The organism is Stenotrophomonas sp., assembly GCF_032056425.1.
In the GTDB taxonomy this organism is placed as follows: Bacteria; Pseudomonadota; Gammaproteobacteria; order Xanthomonadales; family Xanthomonadaceae; genus Stenotrophomonas.
Genome location: NZ_DAMBCN010000010.1, coordinates 24,632 through 39,770 on the forward strand (window position 1 = coordinate 24,632; position 15,139 = coordinate 39,770).

The window sequence follows — 15,139 nt, forward strand, 5'->3', positions numbered from 1 at the left end:
GCCCGGCCGAAGCCGGGCGCCTGCTGCAACAGGTGGGATGCGACATGGCCGCTCAGAGCTCGGCCATCACCCGCTGCAATCCATCCTGCCACGCCGGCAGCACAATGCCGAACTCCTGCTGCAGCTTGCGGTTGTCCAGCACCGACCACGCCGGGCGCTGGGCCGGCGTCGGGTATTCGGAACTGGCAATCGCCTCGACCGCCGGCACCTTCGCCAGCACGCCACGGGCCAGTGCCTCGGCAAAAATCGCCTCGGCAAAGCCATGCCAGCTGGTCTGGCCGCTGGCGGTCAGATGCCAGGTGCCGGACAGCTGGCCCGGGTGCTGCAGCGCCTGCGCGGTCACATCGGCAATCAACGCGGCCGGGGTCGGCGTGCCGATCTGGTCAGCCACCACCCGCAGCTGATCGCGCTCGGCACCCACGCGCAGCATGGTGCGCAGGAAATTCGCGCCATGCGAGGCATACACCCAGGCCGTGCGGAAGATCAGGTGGCGACCGCCCGCCGCACGCACGGCGTCTTCGCCGTCACGCTTGCTGGTGCCGTACACGCCCAGCGGCGCGGTCGGCTCGTCTTCCCGGTAAGGCGCGGTGCCCTGCCCGTCAAACACGTAATCGGTGGAGTAATGCACGAACGGCACGGCATGGGCCGCACACCAGCGCGCGATCACGCCCGGCGCCTGCGCGTTGGCAGCGAAAGCCGCGTCCACGTCCTGTTCGGCACGATCCACCGCCGTATAGGCCGCTGCATTCACCACCACTGACGGCTGCAGGCGGTCCAGCAGCGCCGGCAGGCTGTCAGGCTGGCCGAAATCGGCCACTTCACAGGCGCTGCCATCGGGCAACTGGCCACTGCGCGTGGTGGCCACCACCGTTCCCAGCGGCGCCAGTGCGCGCAGCAGTTCCTGGCCAACCTGGCCGTTGCCGCCGAACACCAGCACCGTCATGGGCTGTAGACCGGCAGGCGGTCTTCGGCGATGTCCTTCAGGAACGGCGCGTTCTCGTCCTTGGCTGACAGTGTCGGCGCACTGATCGGCCAGTCAACGGCCAGATCCGCATCGTTCCAGCGGATACCGGCATCCGATTCCTTCACGTAGATGTCGGTGCACAGGTAGCTGAAGAGCGCACGCTCGGACAGCACGGCAAAGCCGTGGGCGAAGCCTTCGGGAATCCAGAACTGCTTCTTGTTCTCCGCGCTCAGCACCACTGCTTCCCACTGGCCGAAGGTCGGCGAGCCGCGGCGGATGTCCACCGCCACGTCGTACACCTCGCCTTCCAGCACGCTGACGAGCTTGCCCTGCGGGCGCGGCCACTGATAATGCAGGCCACGCAGCACGCCCTTGGCCGAGGTGGACACGTTGCTCTGCACGAAACGATCGGGCAGGCCCAGCGCGGCGAAGCGCTCCGCGTTCCAGGTTTCGAAGAAATAGCCGCGGGCATCGCCGAACACGGCCGGCTCGATCACTACGCAGCCGGGCAGCTTGGTTTCAATCACTTTCACGGAACCACTCCACGCTGGGCCAGCGTGTGGAGGTACTGGCCATACCCATTTTTGATAAGGGGTGCGGCCAGCGCTTCCAGCTGCTCGGCGCTGATCCAGCCCTTGCCGAAGGCGATTTCCTCAGGGCAGCAGACCTGCAGGCCCTGGCGGGTCTGGATGGTCTCGATGAAGTTGGACGCTTCCAGCAGCGACTGGTGGGTACCGGTATCAAGCCAGGCATAGCCGCGGCCCAGCGCTTCCAGGTGCAGGCGGCCCTCACGCAGGTAACGCTGGTTCAGATCGGTGATCTCCAACTCACCACGCGGCGAAGGCTTCAGCTCGGCGGCGTAGTCGCTGGCATTGCCGTCGTAGAAATACAGGCCGGTCACCGCGTAGTTTGAGCGCGGCTTGGCAGGTTTTTCCACCAGATCGATGACCTTGCCGTTCTTGTCGAACTCGGCCACGCCGTAGCGCTCCGGATCGTTCACCCAGTAACCGAAGACGGTGGCGCCCTGGTCACGCTGGTCAGCGTTGCGCAGCACTTCACGCAAGCCGTGGCCGTGGAAGATGTTGTCGCCCAACACCAGGCAGCTGGGCTTGCCGCCCACGAAGTCCTTGCCGATCAGATAGGCCTGGGCCAGGCCATCGGGGCTGGGCTGCACGGCGTACTGGATATCCATGCCCCACTGCGAACCATCGCCCAGCAGCTGCTGGAACAACGCCTGTTCGTGCGGGGTGTTGATGATCAGCACTTCACGGATGCCCGCCAGCATCAGCACGCTCAGCGGGTAGTAGATCATTGGCTTGTCGTACACCGGCAGCAGCTGCTTGCTGACGCCCTTGGTGATCGGATACAGCCGGGTGCCGGAACCGCCGGCCAGGATGATGCCTTTGCGTTGGGTCATGTCGTCTCCCGGGTTCAGGCCGAAGTGCCGATGCGCTGCAGGCGGTAGCTGCCATCCAGCACGCCGTTCACCCATTCCTGGTTGTCCAGGTACCAGTCAACGGTAAAGGCGATGCCCTGATCGAACGTATAGGCCGGCTCCCAGCCCAGGTCGTTCTTCAGTTTGGACGCATCGATCGCGTAGCGGCGGTCATGGCCGGGACGGTCGGTCACGTAGGTGATCTGGCTGCTGCGCGGCTGGCCATCCTCGCGCGGGCGGCGCGCATCGAGCAGCGCACAGATGGCGTGCACCACCTCAATGTTCTGCTTTTCCGAATTGCCGCCCACGTTGTAGGTCTCGCCCACCTGGCCCTTGGCCAGCACGGTGCGGATCGCCTCGCAGTGGTCGGTCACGAACAGCCAGTCACGCACCTGCTTGCCGTCGCCATAGACCGGCAGCGGCTCACCGGCCAGCGCCTTGGCGATCACCAGCGGAATGAGCTTTTCCGGGAAGTGGTACGGGCCGTAGTTGTTCGAGCAGTTGGTGGTCAGCACCGGCAGCCCGTAGGTGTGGTGGAACGCGCGCACCAGGTGGTCCGACGCCGCCTTCGACGCCGAGTACGGCGAATTCGGGGCATACGGGGTGGTTTCGCTGAACTTGCCGGTCTCGCCCAGGGTGCCGTACACCTCGTCGGTGGACACGTGCAGGAAGCGGAACGCCGCGCCCTGCTCGGCCGACAGGCCCTTCCAATGATCGCGCACCGCTTCCAGCAGGCCCAGGGTACCCACCACGTTGGTCTGGATGAAGGCGCCTGGGCCGTCGATGGAACGGTCCACGTGGCTTTCAGCAGCGAAATTCAGCACGGCATCGGGCTGGTGTTCGGTCAGCAGGCGCGCCACCAGGGCGCGGTCGCCGATGTCGCCCTGCACGAAGATGTGGTTGGGGTTGCCGTCCAGGCTGGACAGGGTCTTCAGGTTGCCGGCGTAGGTAAGCGCATCCAGGTTCACGACCTTGATGCCGCAGGCGACGGCTTCGAGAACGAAGTTACCGCCAATGAATCCGGCGCCGCCGGTGACAAGCCAAGTGGGCACTACCTGTTCTCCTGTTCTGAATTTCGTCCTGGGAGCGCCATCGGGCACTCCGGCACAGCGCAGCAGCATACAGCGCGACGATCTTCACGACTGCCTGCTAGACGTGAATGACGCAGGCGGATTCAGCGTTTTTTGACGCGACGCAACAAAACCATACGCATTCGCACGGTCGGTCAAGGCCAGTTAGAATCCAGATCCCACCCCCGAACCGGTTGCTGTGCGAGGACCGGACGTTTCCCGTTACTGTGAGCCGGCCAACGGCCGGCACTACAAGGATCGAGTACCAGATGAAAATCCTCGTCGCGTACAAGCGCGTGGTGGACTACAACGTCCGCATTCAGGTCAAGCCGGACGGTTCCGGCGTGGTCACCGACGGCGTCAAGCTGTCCCCCAACCCCTTCGATGAAATCGCACTGGAAGAAGCCCTGCGCCTGCGCGACAAGGGCATCGCCACGGAAGTGGTGGTCGCCACCATCGCCCCGGCCGACGCCCAGGCGCACCTGCGCAACGGCTTGGCCATGGGTGCCAACCGCGCCATCCACGTGGTCACCGACCAGGCCATCCAGCCGCTGACCGCGGCTCGCACCCTGCTGAAGCTGATCGAGAAGGAACAGCCGGACCTGGTCATCCTGGGCAAGCAGGCCATTGACGACGACGCCAACCAGACTGGCCAGATGCTGGCCACGCTGTGGGGCCGCCCGCAGGCGACCTTCGCCAGCAAGCTGGACATCGCCGACGGCAAGGCCACAGTCACCCGTGAAGTGGATGCCGGCCTGGAAACGCTGGAAGTGGACCTGCCGGCGGTGGTCACCACCGACCTGCGCCTGAACGAGCCGCGCTTCATCAAGCTGCCGGACATCATGAAGGCCAAGGCCAAGCCGCTGGAAACCCTGCAGCTGGCCGATCTGGGCGTTGAAGCCGCCGACACCTTCAAGACCACCCAGTACGCCGCGCCGTCCAAGCGCAGCAAGGGTGTGATGGTCAAGGACGCGGCCGAACTGGTTGCCGCACTCAAGCAGAAGGGGCTGCTGTAATGAGCAAGATTCTCGTCATCGCCGAGCACCACGACGGCAAGCTCAACGCCGCCACCGCCAAGACCGTCAGCGCCGCCGCCGCGATCAGCGGCGCCAGCATCGACGTGCTGGTGCTGGCCGCCGACCCGGCCGCCGTGGCCGCTGATGCGGCCAAGATCGCCGGCGTGGCCAAGGTCCTGACCGTGGCCAACGCCGCCAATGCGCAGGCCATCGCCCAGGTGCTGGCCCCGCAGATCGCGCAGCTGGCCAAGGGCTACAGCCACGTGTTTGGCCCGTCCACCACCTTCGGCAAGGACCTGATGCCCTGCGTGGCCGCCCTGCTGGGCGTCAACCAGGTTTCGGACCTGATGAGCGTGGAAGGCAGCCACACCTTCAAGCGCCCGATCTACGCCGGCAACGCCATCATCACCGTGGAAGCCCCGGCCGACCAGATCGTGGTCGCGACCGTGCGCGCCGCATCGTGGCCGGAAGCCGGCCAGGGCGGCAGCGCCGCCGTTGAAGCGGCCAGCGTGGACGCGGCCCTGCCGACCCACACCCGCTTCGTCGGCCTGGCTGCTGCTGCCAGCGACCGCCCGGACCTGCAGGCCGCCAAGCGCGTGGTCTCCGGTGGCCGTGGCGTCGGTTCGGAAGAGAACTTCAAGGTCATCTTCCAGCTGGCCGACAAGCTCGGTGCCGCCGTCGGTGCCTCGCGCGCCGCCGTCGACGCCGGCTACGTGCCCAGCGATCTGCAGGTCGGCCAGACCGGCAAGATCATCGCGCCGGAACTGTACGTGGCGGTCGGCATCAGTGGTGCCATCCAGCACCTGACCGGCATCAAGGATGCCGGCACGATCGTCGCGATCAACAAGGACGGCGACGCGCCGATCTTCGAGATTGCCGATATCGGCCTGGTGGGGGATCTGTTTGCGATCCTGCCGGAGCTGGAAAAGGCGCTGTAAGCCTGCGAGCGGCGGCGTCCCAACGGGGTGCCGCCGCCATGCCACCATTTGCGCGGACCGCTATACTCTCCGGTCGCTGGGTCCTTGGCCGCGCGGCGGATGCGCCCGCGACGCCAGGATTCCCCCCCTGATGCTGGCGCCGAGAATCCACATTCTATGACCGTTGATCTGTCCCCAGCTCCATCGCATTCGATCGAACTGTCGGTGGTGGCCCCTGTTTACGGATGCAAAGGCTGCCTGGAAGATCTTGCCGATCAGGTCCACGATGCCATGCGAGCCATGGGCGTGGGTTTCGAACTGATCCTCGTCGACGACGCCAGTCCTGATAGTGCATGGGAACGCATCAAAGAGCTGGCCGCCACCCGCCCATGGCTTAAAGGCCTGGAATTGTCGCGGAACTTCGGCCAACACTCCGCCATCTCTGCGGGCATCGAACATGCCAGAGGGTGCTGGACAGTGGTGATGGACTGCGATCTGCAGGACGTTCCGGCAGAAATCCCGAAGCTCTACCGAAAAGCAGTTGACGAGCACTTCGACGTCGTGTTTGCGCAACGCATCGAGCGCAAGGACACCGCCCTCAAGCGGTTTTCCTCGTGGGGCTTTTTTGCCGTACTGGGCTGGCTTACCGGCGTCCCACAGGATCCCTCCACTGCAAACTTCGGCATCTTCCACCGCAAGGTCATCAACGCTGTCTGCGCCATGCCTGAGCGCGACCGATCATTCCCCTTGATGGTGAAATGGGCAGGGTTCCGCACCACCAGGTTGCCTGTGCGGCACCAACAGCGTGCCGAGGGAGAGTCTTCCTACACGTTGAGACGCCTGCTGCGACTTGCCATGAATATCGCCCTAGGCTACTCCGAAAAGCCATTGCGGATGGTCGCCGGGACAGGCATGGCCTGTGCATTGATCGCCTTCGTTATGGTTGGCATCAGCATCTGGCGATGGTGGGACGGCGACACCCAAGTCGCGGGCTATACCTCCATTATTGGTGCGATCTGGCTGATCGGCGGGCTGATGATGTTCTCGCTAGGCGTGGTGGGCCTTTACGTTGGCCAGGTGTTCCGTAACGTCCAGCGCAGGCCGTATTACATCGTCGCAAGCACCATCAATGGCAGCGAGGATGGCCGTGGCTGATTTCGAACTGCGACTGGAATGCGGACTTCTGCATGCGCGTCTGACACCTTGGGATGAACGTGCTCTGGGCTTTGTCACGGCTGAAGTCACGGCATTCCACGCGAACGACAAGGACAGCGCCCGTCAGTTGCTGGAAGAGGTGCAAGGCTGGGCATTGGGCCGGCAGGTGAAATACCTGTTCGGTCGCGTTGACGCCAACGGGCATCTGCTGCGTGGCGCATTGCTGGACGAAGGTTTCCAGTTCGTGGAAACCTCGTTGACCGTGTCGCGCAGTGGCATGGGCAACCTACCAGCGGTGCCGCGTGGCATGCTGCCTGAACTGCGCCCAGCGACCAGCGCTGATATCCCCCTGCTTCGCCAGATCGCCCATGACGACTTTGGACATGGCCGCTTCCTCGAAGATCCTGCCATCGACAGCGCGCGCGCGCGCGCGCGAACCGCAAACTGGATCGAAGACCTGATCAACGGCGGCCTTGCTCATGCCGCCGAATCACGGGGACGCGTGATTGGCTTCCACGCCGAACGCACGCATCCGGATCAGCCACATGCAGACTTGTTGCTGACCGGTGCCGCTGCACCATTTTCGATGTTGGCGATGCCACTGTGGGTGACGGCCTTGGAGTCATTGGCTGCTCGCGATATCCAACGCTGTACCACGTTGGTGTCCGCAGCCAATACCGGCATCCTCAACCTGTATGCGCGCCTGGGCTTTCAATTCAATTCCACCCTCACTGGTTTCCGGAAATTCCTATGAACTCTACTGCCCACGAAGACCAAGTTGCCGCTGTATTCGCCCGCGTTCTGGGTATCGGTGCCGACCAGGTAACCGATGAGCTACGTTACAACACCATCCCGCAATGGGACTCGATCGCACACATGTCCGTGATCGCCGCCCTGGAAGAAACGTTTGGCGTAATGATCGACATGGATGAGGTGATCGATATGAGCTCGGTCGGCAAGGCGCGCGAGATCCTGCGCAAGCATGGCGCAGCCCTCTGAAGATGGACACGCCCAGCGCACCCGTCATCCTGGTGACCGGCGCTTCCCGAGGCATCGGACGCGCTATCTGCCATCTGCTCGCTGCACGCGGCGCCCAGCTGGTCATGGTGGCGCGAGATGGTGCTGCGCTGCAGTCCCTCGCGGCGGAGTTGATCGCCCGAGGTGCGCCGGCACCGATGCTGGACGTGATCGATCTCGCTGACGCCGACGCAGTTGCCACAGTTTTCAAGCAGATCTTCAGTCACTTTGGTCGTCTCGACGGCTTGGTAAACAACGCTGGTGTCCTGCACGAAGGCCTGCTGGGAATGATTCGCCCCGAAGACATTGATCGGGTTCTGGCAGTGAACGTGAAGGCCCCCTTGATGACCATGCAGTACGCCGCACGACTGATGACGCGCGCTCAGCGCGGTAGCATCGTCAATCTGGTATCGATCATGGGAGTCAACGGCGCTGCCGGGCTCAGCCTTTATGCCGCAAGCAAGGCCGCCCTTGTGGGCGCAACCCGGGCAGCGTCCAAGGAACTGGCAACCAAGGGCATTCGGGTCAATGCGGTTTCGCCAGGCTTCATTGACACAGACATGACCCGCGCCATGCCAGGGACTGCGCACGCAAAGCGAGTCGCCTCCATTGGCATGGGCCGCGCAGGGACGCCTGAGGAAGTGGCCGAACTGGTGGCATTCCTGTTGGAATCGCGATCAGCATACATCACTGGCCAGGTCATCGGCATCGACGGACAGATGGTGGTCTGAATGCAGTTCTGGCAGTTGACACATGGTGAGCGAGTAGCCCTTGTACAGGGCGAACTGCGGATCAATTACCGCGAGTTGGCACGCGTGGCCGACGGCATGGCAGCACATCTCCCCAAGCAGCGTGGCATGGGCATCCTAGCAATGCGCAGCTCGATCGAAGCTGTCGCGCTGTATCTTGGTGCGCTGCGTGGCCGGCGCCAGGTGCCCCTGTTGCTGCAGTCCGACATCGAACCGACGCTGTTGGCATCGCTCATCGATCAATACCAGCCAGAATGGCTCGCGTTGTCCGCCCGAACACCGCCTCCGCAAGGGTACACAACTGTGCATTCCGGCGACGACCTCTGCATCCACTTGCGCAACGGATATTCCACAGGAACCTCACCACATCCAGATTTGGCACTACTTCTGAGCACCTCCGGCAGTACCGGCTCATCAAAGTTGGTGCGCTTGTCAGCCCGTAATCTGGCCAGCAACGCCGCGTCCATCGTCGCCTACCTGGGACTGGATGCGGAAGATCGTGCCATCACCTCCCTGCCGCTGGCCTACTCGTTTGGCATGTCGATTCTCAACAGCCATCTTGGCTGCGGCGGCTGCGTGGTCCTGAGCGAAGATAGTCTGATGACACAGGAGTTCTGGAACGCTGCGCGAGTCAATTCAGTCACGTCGCTGTCGGGCGTCCCCGCCACCTACGAGATCCTGCGAAGGATGGGGCTGGCTCGGCTTCAGCTGCCAAGCCTGCGCATGCTGACCCAGGCAGGAGGCCGACTGCGTGACGATCTGGTCCGGCACTTCGCTGAGTCCGCGCTTGAGCATGGCCTGCAATTCTTCGTGATGTATGGCCAAACCGAAGCATCACCGCGGATCAGCTATGTCCCAGCCGATCGCCTGCTGGAGAAGGTAGGCAGCATCGGCCTGGCGGTACCTGGTGGACGCATCCACATTGATGCTGCCACCGACGAACTGATCTACGAAGGTCCCAACGTAATGCTGGGTTACGCAATCACCCGAGCGGAGCTTGCGAACGCCGACGAACTGCGGGGAGTGCTGCACACTGGAGACCTGGCTCGCGTCGACGAGGAAGGCTTTCATTACATCACGGGCCGTGCCAAGCGATTCCTAAAGATGTCCGGCAACCGCGTAAACCTTGATGAAGTCGAGGCCATGCTGTCGGCCACGCTCGAACGCCAGATTGCCTGCTCGGGCAGCGACGACGACCTTGTGGTATTCAGCCACGGCGCCGCCGCTGCTGCATTGGATCAGGTCCGCGCATTGGTACAGGAACGCTACAAACTGTTCGGCGGGTTGGTACGCTGCATCCATTTGCAAGCATTGCCATTGCTATCCAATGGCAAGATCGACTACCCCACTCTTCGGCAGATGGCTGGGGAAGGAGCTCGCAAGTGAAGGTTACACCGGAGACGTCACTGTCCGCCGCCGCGCTGGACGTCGATGTGTTTGGGCTTGATCGCGCGACCAAGCGCCAGTGGCTACTGCAGGGCCTGCAGTCGCTCACCCTACATCACCACACCCATTGCCCGCCCTACGCGGCAATGATCGATGCACTGTGGAACGAGGGCCGGGCCGACACGCTGGAAAGACTGCCCTGGCTGCCAGTACGCCTTTTCAAGGAGTTGGACCTGAAGAGCGTACCGGACGAACAGGTGCTACGTACGCTAATTTCCAGCGGCACAACGGGCGCTGCTGTCTCAAGAATCTTCCTTGATGCGGATACTGCACGCGCACAGACTCGCGCTTTGACCCGGATTTTCTCTCACTTCGCCGGCAATCGTCGCATGCGCATGCTGGTGATCGATGACGACTCCTTCTTGCGCGACCGCAGCCGATTCAATGCACGCGCTGCCGGTATCCTTGGCTTCTCCAATTTCGGAAGAGATCATTTATATCTGCTCGATGAACAGCTGCGTCCAGACTGGGAGTTGCTGGAGCAGTGGCTGACGTCCTCGCCGAATGAACCGGTACTTCTGTTTGGCTTCACGTTCATCGTCTGGCAATCGTTCGTGCAGGCTGCACAACGCGACGGTATCAGCTTGCAGTTCCCTAGCGGCAGCATGCTCGTGCATGGCGGTGGCTGGAAGAAGATGGACGAACAGAAGGTCGACAACGCTGCGTACAAGTCGGCCCTGTCCTCGACATTCGGAATCGAGCGCGTGCATAACTACTATGGAATGGTCGAGCAGGTCGGGTCGATCTTCTTCGAGTGCGAGCACGGCCACCTGCACGCGCCGGCCTATGCGGACGTGATCGTGCGTGACCTGCAGGATCTATCCCCGATCGCTAACGGCCAAGCCGGTGCGATCCAGGTCCTAAGCCTGCTGCCCGGAAGTTATCCGGGACACAGCTTGCTTACCGAGGATCTCGGCGTCATTCACGGTGAGGACGACTGCGCCTGCGGGCGCCCGGGCAAGCATTTCGGCGTGCTGGGCCGCATCAAGAACGTTGAAGTCCGTGGTTGCAGCGACACACGGACGGTACCCGGCACATGACCCAGATTCTGTTCTCCACTACCCCAGATGTCCCGTTGCAAGCGCAGCTTGCCCGTATTTCAGGCCTTGCGCCACTGCCCCCCTTCGACGCGCAGTCGCGTGCGTTCGTCGCAGATTTCGCACGCCGTATCTTCGCGCTGCCAGTGCTGCGTGACCATCCTGAACTGGCCACTCTGGCGCACTGGTTCCGACCGGCCGCACAGGAGCATCTGTTCCGTCGCCTGCAGTCGCCCGACAATGAATCCCTGCTGGCGCGCGGCCTTGTGTTCCACCTGGCACCTGCCAACGTGGATGTTCTGTTCGCCTACGCATGGCTTATGTCCGTGCTGGCGGGCAACCGCAATGTCGCCCGCCTTTCGCAGAAGCCCAGCGTACAGCGTGAAGCATTGGTTTCGATCTTGGGGGACATGCGTCGCGAAGGGCTGCACGCAAGCGTACTCGAACGCAGCGTCCTGCTCACCTATCCTCACGACGACGCGATCACCAGCCTGCTCTCCCGACACTGCCATGCCCGCATCATCTGGGGCGGCGATGCCACCGTAGCAAAGATTCGATCGATTCCGCTTGCCCCCCTCGCACTCGAACTGGCCTTCCCTGATCGTTTCGGCGTTGCCGCAATCGATGCTGCAACCATAGTTAGATCCACGGAAGCCGACCTTCAGCAGTTGGCGCATCGTTTCGTCAACGATGTTCTCTGGTTCGGCCAACAAGCATGCTCGTCACCAAGGACGTTGTACTGGGTGGGTGATGCAGGCAGCATTCAGCAGGCGCGAGCGCGCTTCTGGCCTGCGGTTCGCGGTCAGGCCGGCGCAATGAACGACGAGCCCGCCGCGCTCATGGCCCGCGTAACCGACGCCCATCTCATGGCAGCGCTCGCACCCACAATCCACTCTTCCAGTTCGCTGGGCAGCTATCCATTGACCCTGGATGCAGCACGCGCAGACGCGCATCTCCGCGAATTGCAGAGCGGTCATGGCCTCGTCGTCGACGTCTCGCTGTCAGCACTGACCGACCTTGCCGGACAGCTGGATGATCGCGACCAGACTCTGGTCCAGCATGGTTTTTCCCGAGAGGCTCTCATCGAACTGCTGGCCCGACTGGAAAACAGGGCATTGGATCGAATCGTTCCCTTTGGTCGCGCTCTTGACTTCCATCCGGTTTGGGATGGTACCGACCTGCTCGACGTATTGACCCGCAAGATCACCTTGCCGGGAACCCCCAAGCAATGAGCTACTTCTTCATCGCCATGACCATTCTGCTGACGGTATACGGCCAGCTGGTCCTCAAATGGCAGGTCGGGTTGCACGGCCACCTGTTGAATTCCCCACTACAGCCCTGGAATCTGGTGCAGCTGTTGCTGAAGCCTTGGATCATCTCTGCCTTCGTTGCCGCCTTCGGGGCTTCTCTGTGCTGGATGGCCGCCATCAACAAGCTACCGATCAGCCGCGCATACCCGTACATGGCCATCAATTTCCTGCTGGTTGCTCTCCTGGCATCGGTCTTCTTCCAGGAACAACTGGATAGCTACAAAATAGCCGGCACGGTCCTCATCATGATGGGCGTTGTCGTTCTCTCCCGGTCCGTAGCCTGACCGCATCTACAGCCTTGCAGAGGTCTGCCTTGATCCCCTTCAACAAGCCTTACATGACCGGCCGCGAGCCAGAGTTCATCGGACAGGCGCATGCAAATGGTCACCTGTCCGGCGATGGCCCCTTCACTAAGGCCTGCAATGCCTGGCTTCGTGATCGTACCGGCGCGAACACTGCCCTATTGACACACTCCTGTACGGCTGCACTGGAAATGGCGGCACTCCTGTTCCGCTTGAAGCCTGGCGATGAAGTCATCCTTCCTTCCTTCACCTTTGTCACCTCCGCCAGCGCATTTGCTCTGCGCGGTGCGGTACCGGTTTTTGTCGACATCCGTCTGGATACGCTCAACATCGATGAGAAGCTCATTGAGGCAGCCATCACCGACCGTACCAAGGCGATCTGCGTGGTCCACTACGCGGGTGTCTCCTGCGAGATGGATACCATCATGGAGATTGCTGCACGCCGTGGGTTGGCTGTAGTCGAAGACGCCGCACAGGGCATCATGTCTACATACCGTGGGCGTCCATTGGGCACCATCGGCGACCTGGGCGCCTTCAGTTTTCATGAAACCAAGAACGTGATCTCCGGAGAAGGCGGAGCGTTGCTTTGCCGCGATGCGACATTCTCCGAAGATGCCGAGATCATCCGCGAGAAAGGCACCAACCGCAGCCGCTTCTTCCGCGGACAGGTCGACAAGTACACCTGGGTGGACATTGGCTCATCCTATCTTCCTGGCGAGATCACAGCAGCCTTTCTCAACGCACAGTTGCTGGAGGCAGATGACATTACCTCCCGCCGGCTAGCGATCTGGGACCACTACCACACCTGGGCCGCGCCTTACGAAGCCACCGGGCAGCTGCGTCGCCCAATCATTCCAGCCGAGTGCACGCACAATGCACACATGTACTACCTACTGCTGCCAAGCCTTGAGGCACGTACGGCCTTCATCGCTGGAATGCGCGAGCGTGGAGTGCAAACGGTCTTCCATTACATCCCCCTGCACTCCTCTCCGGCCGGACAACGCCTGGGACGCGTGGCTGGAACGATGAAAGTAACCGATGACATCAGCAACCGTCTGGTACGCCTGCCGCTCTGGCTTGGCCTCGAGCAGCAGCTAGACCAGGTCCTGGCAGCGGCAGATGCCGCAATTAGGGAAGGCATCTGACGATGGCCTACGAACGTCCCACTTTGCGTTCCGGCCCAATGCAGGACGCAGGACAACAGGCGCCACTCCAGGTTGTCGGCAAAATGCAGGCGGGACTGCTTTTTCTGCTGGCCTACCTTGCGTTCTTCCTCGTATCGAAGCTCATAGGCTTCACACCCGGGTATTCGCTAGATGACTATGGGATCGTCCGGCTGGCCGGCGACAAGAGCCTTACAGGATTCTTCATCTCGCAGGGGCGCTATGGCAGCGCACTGATGGACGTGATCCTGCACGCCTGCAACCTGACGATGTCGAGTTTCTCGACCATCGGACTGGCGGCGACAGCAGTATTCAGCGGCTTGTTCTTCAGAGATGCACTAGACCTTCCACCCAAGGGCACGGCAACCATCGCCATCGGCCTCGGCGCCTTGCTGGGCGCCCATCCGTACTACACCGAGTACGTCTCCTATCGTCAGGCCGCACTGCCGATGTCGCTGGTTTTCCTCGGCATGTGGCTGGCACTTCGACTGTATCGAGCCGCATTGGATGCAGCGACGCTGAGCATCTCCCATCTCATCGCCAGTGTCCTGCTCGCTACCCTGGTGATGGGGATCAACCAGCTTGCTGTCTGCTTCTTGTCGATTGCAGTGCTCTGTGTCCACGTCCGCCGCCTCCAGCAAGGGCTTTCGCCCCGCCTCGGCCCGAGATTACTACGGAGCCAAGGCTGGCTTGCACCTCCGGCCCATGCCGCAATGGCCGGCGCTGTGCTGATCCTCTCCAACATGCTTGTCGCGAAGCTGGTGCTTATCGTCTCTGGAATTCCAGCGGCGGGACGATCAGAACTGATTCCAGTGGAGCAGCTGTCCCAGCGCTGGATGGAGTTGGCTCACCTGGTTCCTGTTCTCTGGGCAAAATCTGAAACTGTTGCCACCTGGCCTGCCAAAGCGCTCGCGGCCGCCGGCTTCATTGTCCTGCTGATCGCCCGCCTGCGCACGGCCAAGGGTTCAACCTGGCTGGCAGTTGTTGTCCTGATTGCTGGCACTGCCGCAGCACTCATTCCCATCGCTGTCACGGTGACCTGGTGGCCCGTACCTCGCACCCTGATTGCGGTGCCCTTTGCATTAGCGGCAGCTGCTTCAGTGCTGATACCCACAAGTAATCCCCGCGTCAATCTCGCCGGTGTTCTTCTCATCGCCAGCGGCTGCATCTTTTCAGCGCACAGCCACTCGATTCTGTTCAATCAGCAGCGGCTCAATCGATGGGACCAGATGCAGGCGCGGGAGATGGCGCTCCTCGCGACCGAAAAATACCCTGAGGCAGCATCAAATTTGGCCATCGTAGGACCCACCTGGTCACATGAGATCGCCCAAGGTATCGCTCAGGGAGACCTGAACATTTCGGCACTGGGTGTTGACTGGGCACTGGATCCACTGTTCGACGAAGCGACGGGCCGCGACCAGAATGTCCGTCTGGCGCCGGAATTCGCTGGACTGTGTTCAACGTCAGCCAAGTATCCTGCCCCCAGCTCCCTGCACAAGAAGGGAGACGAGGTCGTGATATGCATGCACTGAACTGCTCTTTCTACAGGCGCAGACCC

At 62.1% G+C, this 15,139-nt stretch carries 16 protein-coding genes; 12 read left to right on the forward strand and 4 right to left on the reverse strand.

Annotated elements, in window-relative coordinates:
- Positions 1-52: 52 nt before the first annotated feature.
- The 4 genes from rfbD to rfbB are packed head-to-tail and all read right to left on the reverse strand — an operon-like array spanning position 53 to position 3,451.
- Positions 53-943 carry a dTDP-4-dehydrorhamnose reductase gene (gene rfbD, locus RTY46_RS08670; protein WP_312707815.1) on the reverse strand — a complete coding sequence of 297 codons (891 nt, stop codon included), beginning with the start codon at positions 941-943 and terminating at the stop codon, positions 53-55.
- Positions 940-1,497, reverse strand: a complete 558-nt coding sequence (gene rfbC, locus RTY46_RS08675) for a dTDP-4-dehydrorhamnose 3,5-epimerase (protein WP_312707816.1) — start codon at positions 1,495-1,497, stop codon at positions 940-942. Before rfbC ends, rfbD begins: the two co-directional genes overlap by 4 nt.
- Positions 1,494-2,381, reverse strand: a complete 888-nt coding sequence (gene rfbA / locus RTY46_RS08680) for a glucose-1-phosphate thymidylyltransferase RfbA (RefSeq protein WP_312707817.1) — start codon at positions 2,379-2,381, stop codon at positions 1,494-1,496. The genes rfbC and rfbA overlap by 4 nt, the downstream gene beginning before the upstream one ends.
- A gap of 14 nt (positions 2,382-2,395) precedes the next feature.
- The gene (gene rfbB, locus RTY46_RS08685) at positions 2,396-3,451 is read right to left on the reverse strand and encodes a dTDP-glucose 4,6-dehydratase (RefSeq protein ID WP_312707818.1); all 1,056 of its coding nucleotides are present in this window, start codon (positions 3,449-3,451) and stop codon (positions 2,396-2,398) included.
- A 287-nt stretch (positions 3,452-3,738) separates the two neighbouring features.
- On the opposite strand from rfbB, the gene RTY46_RS08690 reads away from it, so the two are divergent.
- The 12 genes from RTY46_RS08690 (at position 3,739) to RTY46_RS08745 (ending at position 15,113) form a co-directional block, all read left to right on the forward strand.
- Positions 3,739-4,485, forward strand: coding sequence for an electron transfer flavoprotein subunit beta/FixA family protein (locus RTY46_RS08690; protein WP_312707819.1), 747 nt, complete (start codon positions 3,739-3,741; stop codon positions 4,483-4,485).
- Positions 4,485-5,423, forward strand: a complete 939-nt coding sequence (locus RTY46_RS08695) for an electron transfer flavoprotein subunit alpha/FixB family protein (RefSeq protein ID WP_312707820.1) — start codon at positions 4,485-4,487, stop codon at positions 5,421-5,423. The genes RTY46_RS08690 and RTY46_RS08695 overlap by 1 nt, the downstream gene beginning before the upstream one ends.
- A 156-nt stretch (positions 5,424-5,579) precedes the next feature.
- Positions 5,580-6,557: a glycosyltransferase family 2 protein gene (locus RTY46_RS08700; RefSeq protein ID WP_312707821.1), complete on the forward strand. Its 978-nt coding sequence runs from the start codon at positions 5,580-5,582 to the stop codon at positions 6,555-6,557.
- Positions 6,550-7,311 (forward strand): hypothetical protein, encoded by a 762-nt coding sequence (locus tag RTY46_RS08705; RefSeq protein WP_312707822.1) that lies wholly within the window; start codon positions 6,550-6,552, stop codon positions 7,309-7,311. Before RTY46_RS08700 ends, RTY46_RS08705 begins: the two co-directional genes overlap by 8 nt.
- Positions 7,308-7,556, forward strand: coding sequence for an acyl carrier protein (locus RTY46_RS08710; protein ID WP_312707824.1), 249 nt, complete (start codon positions 7,308-7,310; stop codon positions 7,554-7,556). The genes RTY46_RS08705 and RTY46_RS08710 overlap by 4 nt, the downstream gene beginning before the upstream one ends.
- 2 nt (positions 7,557-7,558) lie before the next feature.
- Positions 7,559-8,305: an SDR family NAD(P)-dependent oxidoreductase gene (locus RTY46_RS08715; protein ID WP_312707825.1), complete on the forward strand. Its 747-nt coding sequence runs from the start codon at positions 7,559-7,561 to the stop codon at positions 8,303-8,305.
- Positions 8,306-9,709, forward strand: coding sequence for an AMP-binding protein (locus RTY46_RS08720; protein ID WP_312707826.1), 1,404 nt, complete (start codon positions 8,306-8,308; stop codon positions 9,707-9,709).
- Positions 9,706-10,809, forward strand: a complete 1,104-nt coding sequence (locus RTY46_RS08725; RefSeq protein ID WP_312707827.1) for an acyl-protein synthetase — start codon at positions 9,706-9,708, stop codon at positions 10,807-10,809. The genes RTY46_RS08720 and RTY46_RS08725 overlap by 4 nt, the downstream gene beginning before the upstream one ends.
- Complete coding sequence (locus tag RTY46_RS08730; RefSeq protein WP_312707829.1) at positions 10,806-12,038, forward strand: acyl-CoA reductase; 1,233 nt, start codon at positions 10,806-10,808, stop codon at positions 12,036-12,038. The genes RTY46_RS08725 and RTY46_RS08730 overlap by 4 nt, the downstream gene beginning before the upstream one ends.
- Complete coding sequence (locus tag RTY46_RS08735) at positions 12,035-12,400, forward strand: EamA family transporter (protein WP_312707831.1); 366 nt, start codon at positions 12,035-12,037, stop codon at positions 12,398-12,400. The genes RTY46_RS08730 and RTY46_RS08735 overlap by 4 nt, the downstream gene beginning before the upstream one ends.
- Positions 12,401-12,429: 29 nt before the next feature.
- A complete protein-coding gene (gene rffA, locus RTY46_RS08740; RefSeq protein WP_312707832.1) occupies positions 12,430-13,563 on the forward strand; it encodes a dTDP-4-amino-4,6-dideoxygalactose transaminase in 1,134 nt (377 codons plus the stop codon).
- A 2-nt stretch (positions 13,564-13,565) separates the two neighbouring features.
- A complete protein-coding gene (locus RTY46_RS08745; RefSeq protein ID WP_312707833.1) occupies positions 13,566-15,113 on the forward strand; it encodes a hypothetical protein in 1,548 nt (515 codons plus the stop codon).
- Positions 15,114-15,139 lie beyond the last annotated feature (26 nt).

Bases quoted from the DNA above. Each gene is read 5' to 3' on its own strand.
- RTY46_RS08700 (WP_312707821.1), top strand. From the start codon at position 5,580: ATGACCGTTGATCTGTCCCCAGCTCCATCGCATTCGATCGAACTGTCG.
- rfbA (WP_312707817.1), bottom strand. From the start codon at position 2,381: ATGACCCAACGCAAAGGCATCATCCTGGCCGGCGGTTCCGGCACCCGG.
- RTY46_RS08745 (WP_312707833.1), top strand. From the start codon at position 13,566: ATGGCCTACGAACGTCCCACTTTGCGTTCCGGCCCAATGCAGGACGCA.
- RTY46_RS08710 (WP_312707824.1), top strand. From the start codon at position 7,308: ATGAACTCTACTGCCCACGAAGACCAAGTTGCCGCTGTATTCGCCCGC.
- RTY46_RS08730 (WP_312707829.1), top strand. From the start codon at position 10,806: ATGACCCAGATTCTGTTCTCCACTACCCCAGATGTCCCGTTGCAAGCG.
- RTY46_RS08690 (WP_312707819.1), top strand. From the start codon at position 3,739: ATGAAAATCCTCGTCGCGTACAAGCGCGTGGTGGACTACAACGTCCGC.
- RTY46_RS08695 (WP_312707820.1), top strand. From the start codon at position 4,485: ATGAGCAAGATTCTCGTCATCGCCGAGCACCACGACGGCAAGCTCAAC.
- rfbD (WP_312707815.1), bottom strand. From the start codon at position 943: ATGACGGTGCTGGTGTTCGGCGGCAACGGCCAGGTTGGCCAGGAACTG.
- RTY46_RS08720 (WP_312707826.1), top strand. From the start codon at position 8,306: ATGCAGTTCTGGCAGTTGACACATGGTGAGCGAGTAGCCCTTGTACAG.
- RTY46_RS08715 (WP_312707825.1), top strand. From the start codon at position 7,559: ATGGACACGCCCAGCGCACCCGTCATCCTGGTGACCGGCGCTTCCCGA.
- RTY46_RS08735 (WP_312707831.1), top strand. From the start codon at position 12,035: ATGAGCTACTTCTTCATCGCCATGACCATTCTGCTGACGGTATACGGC.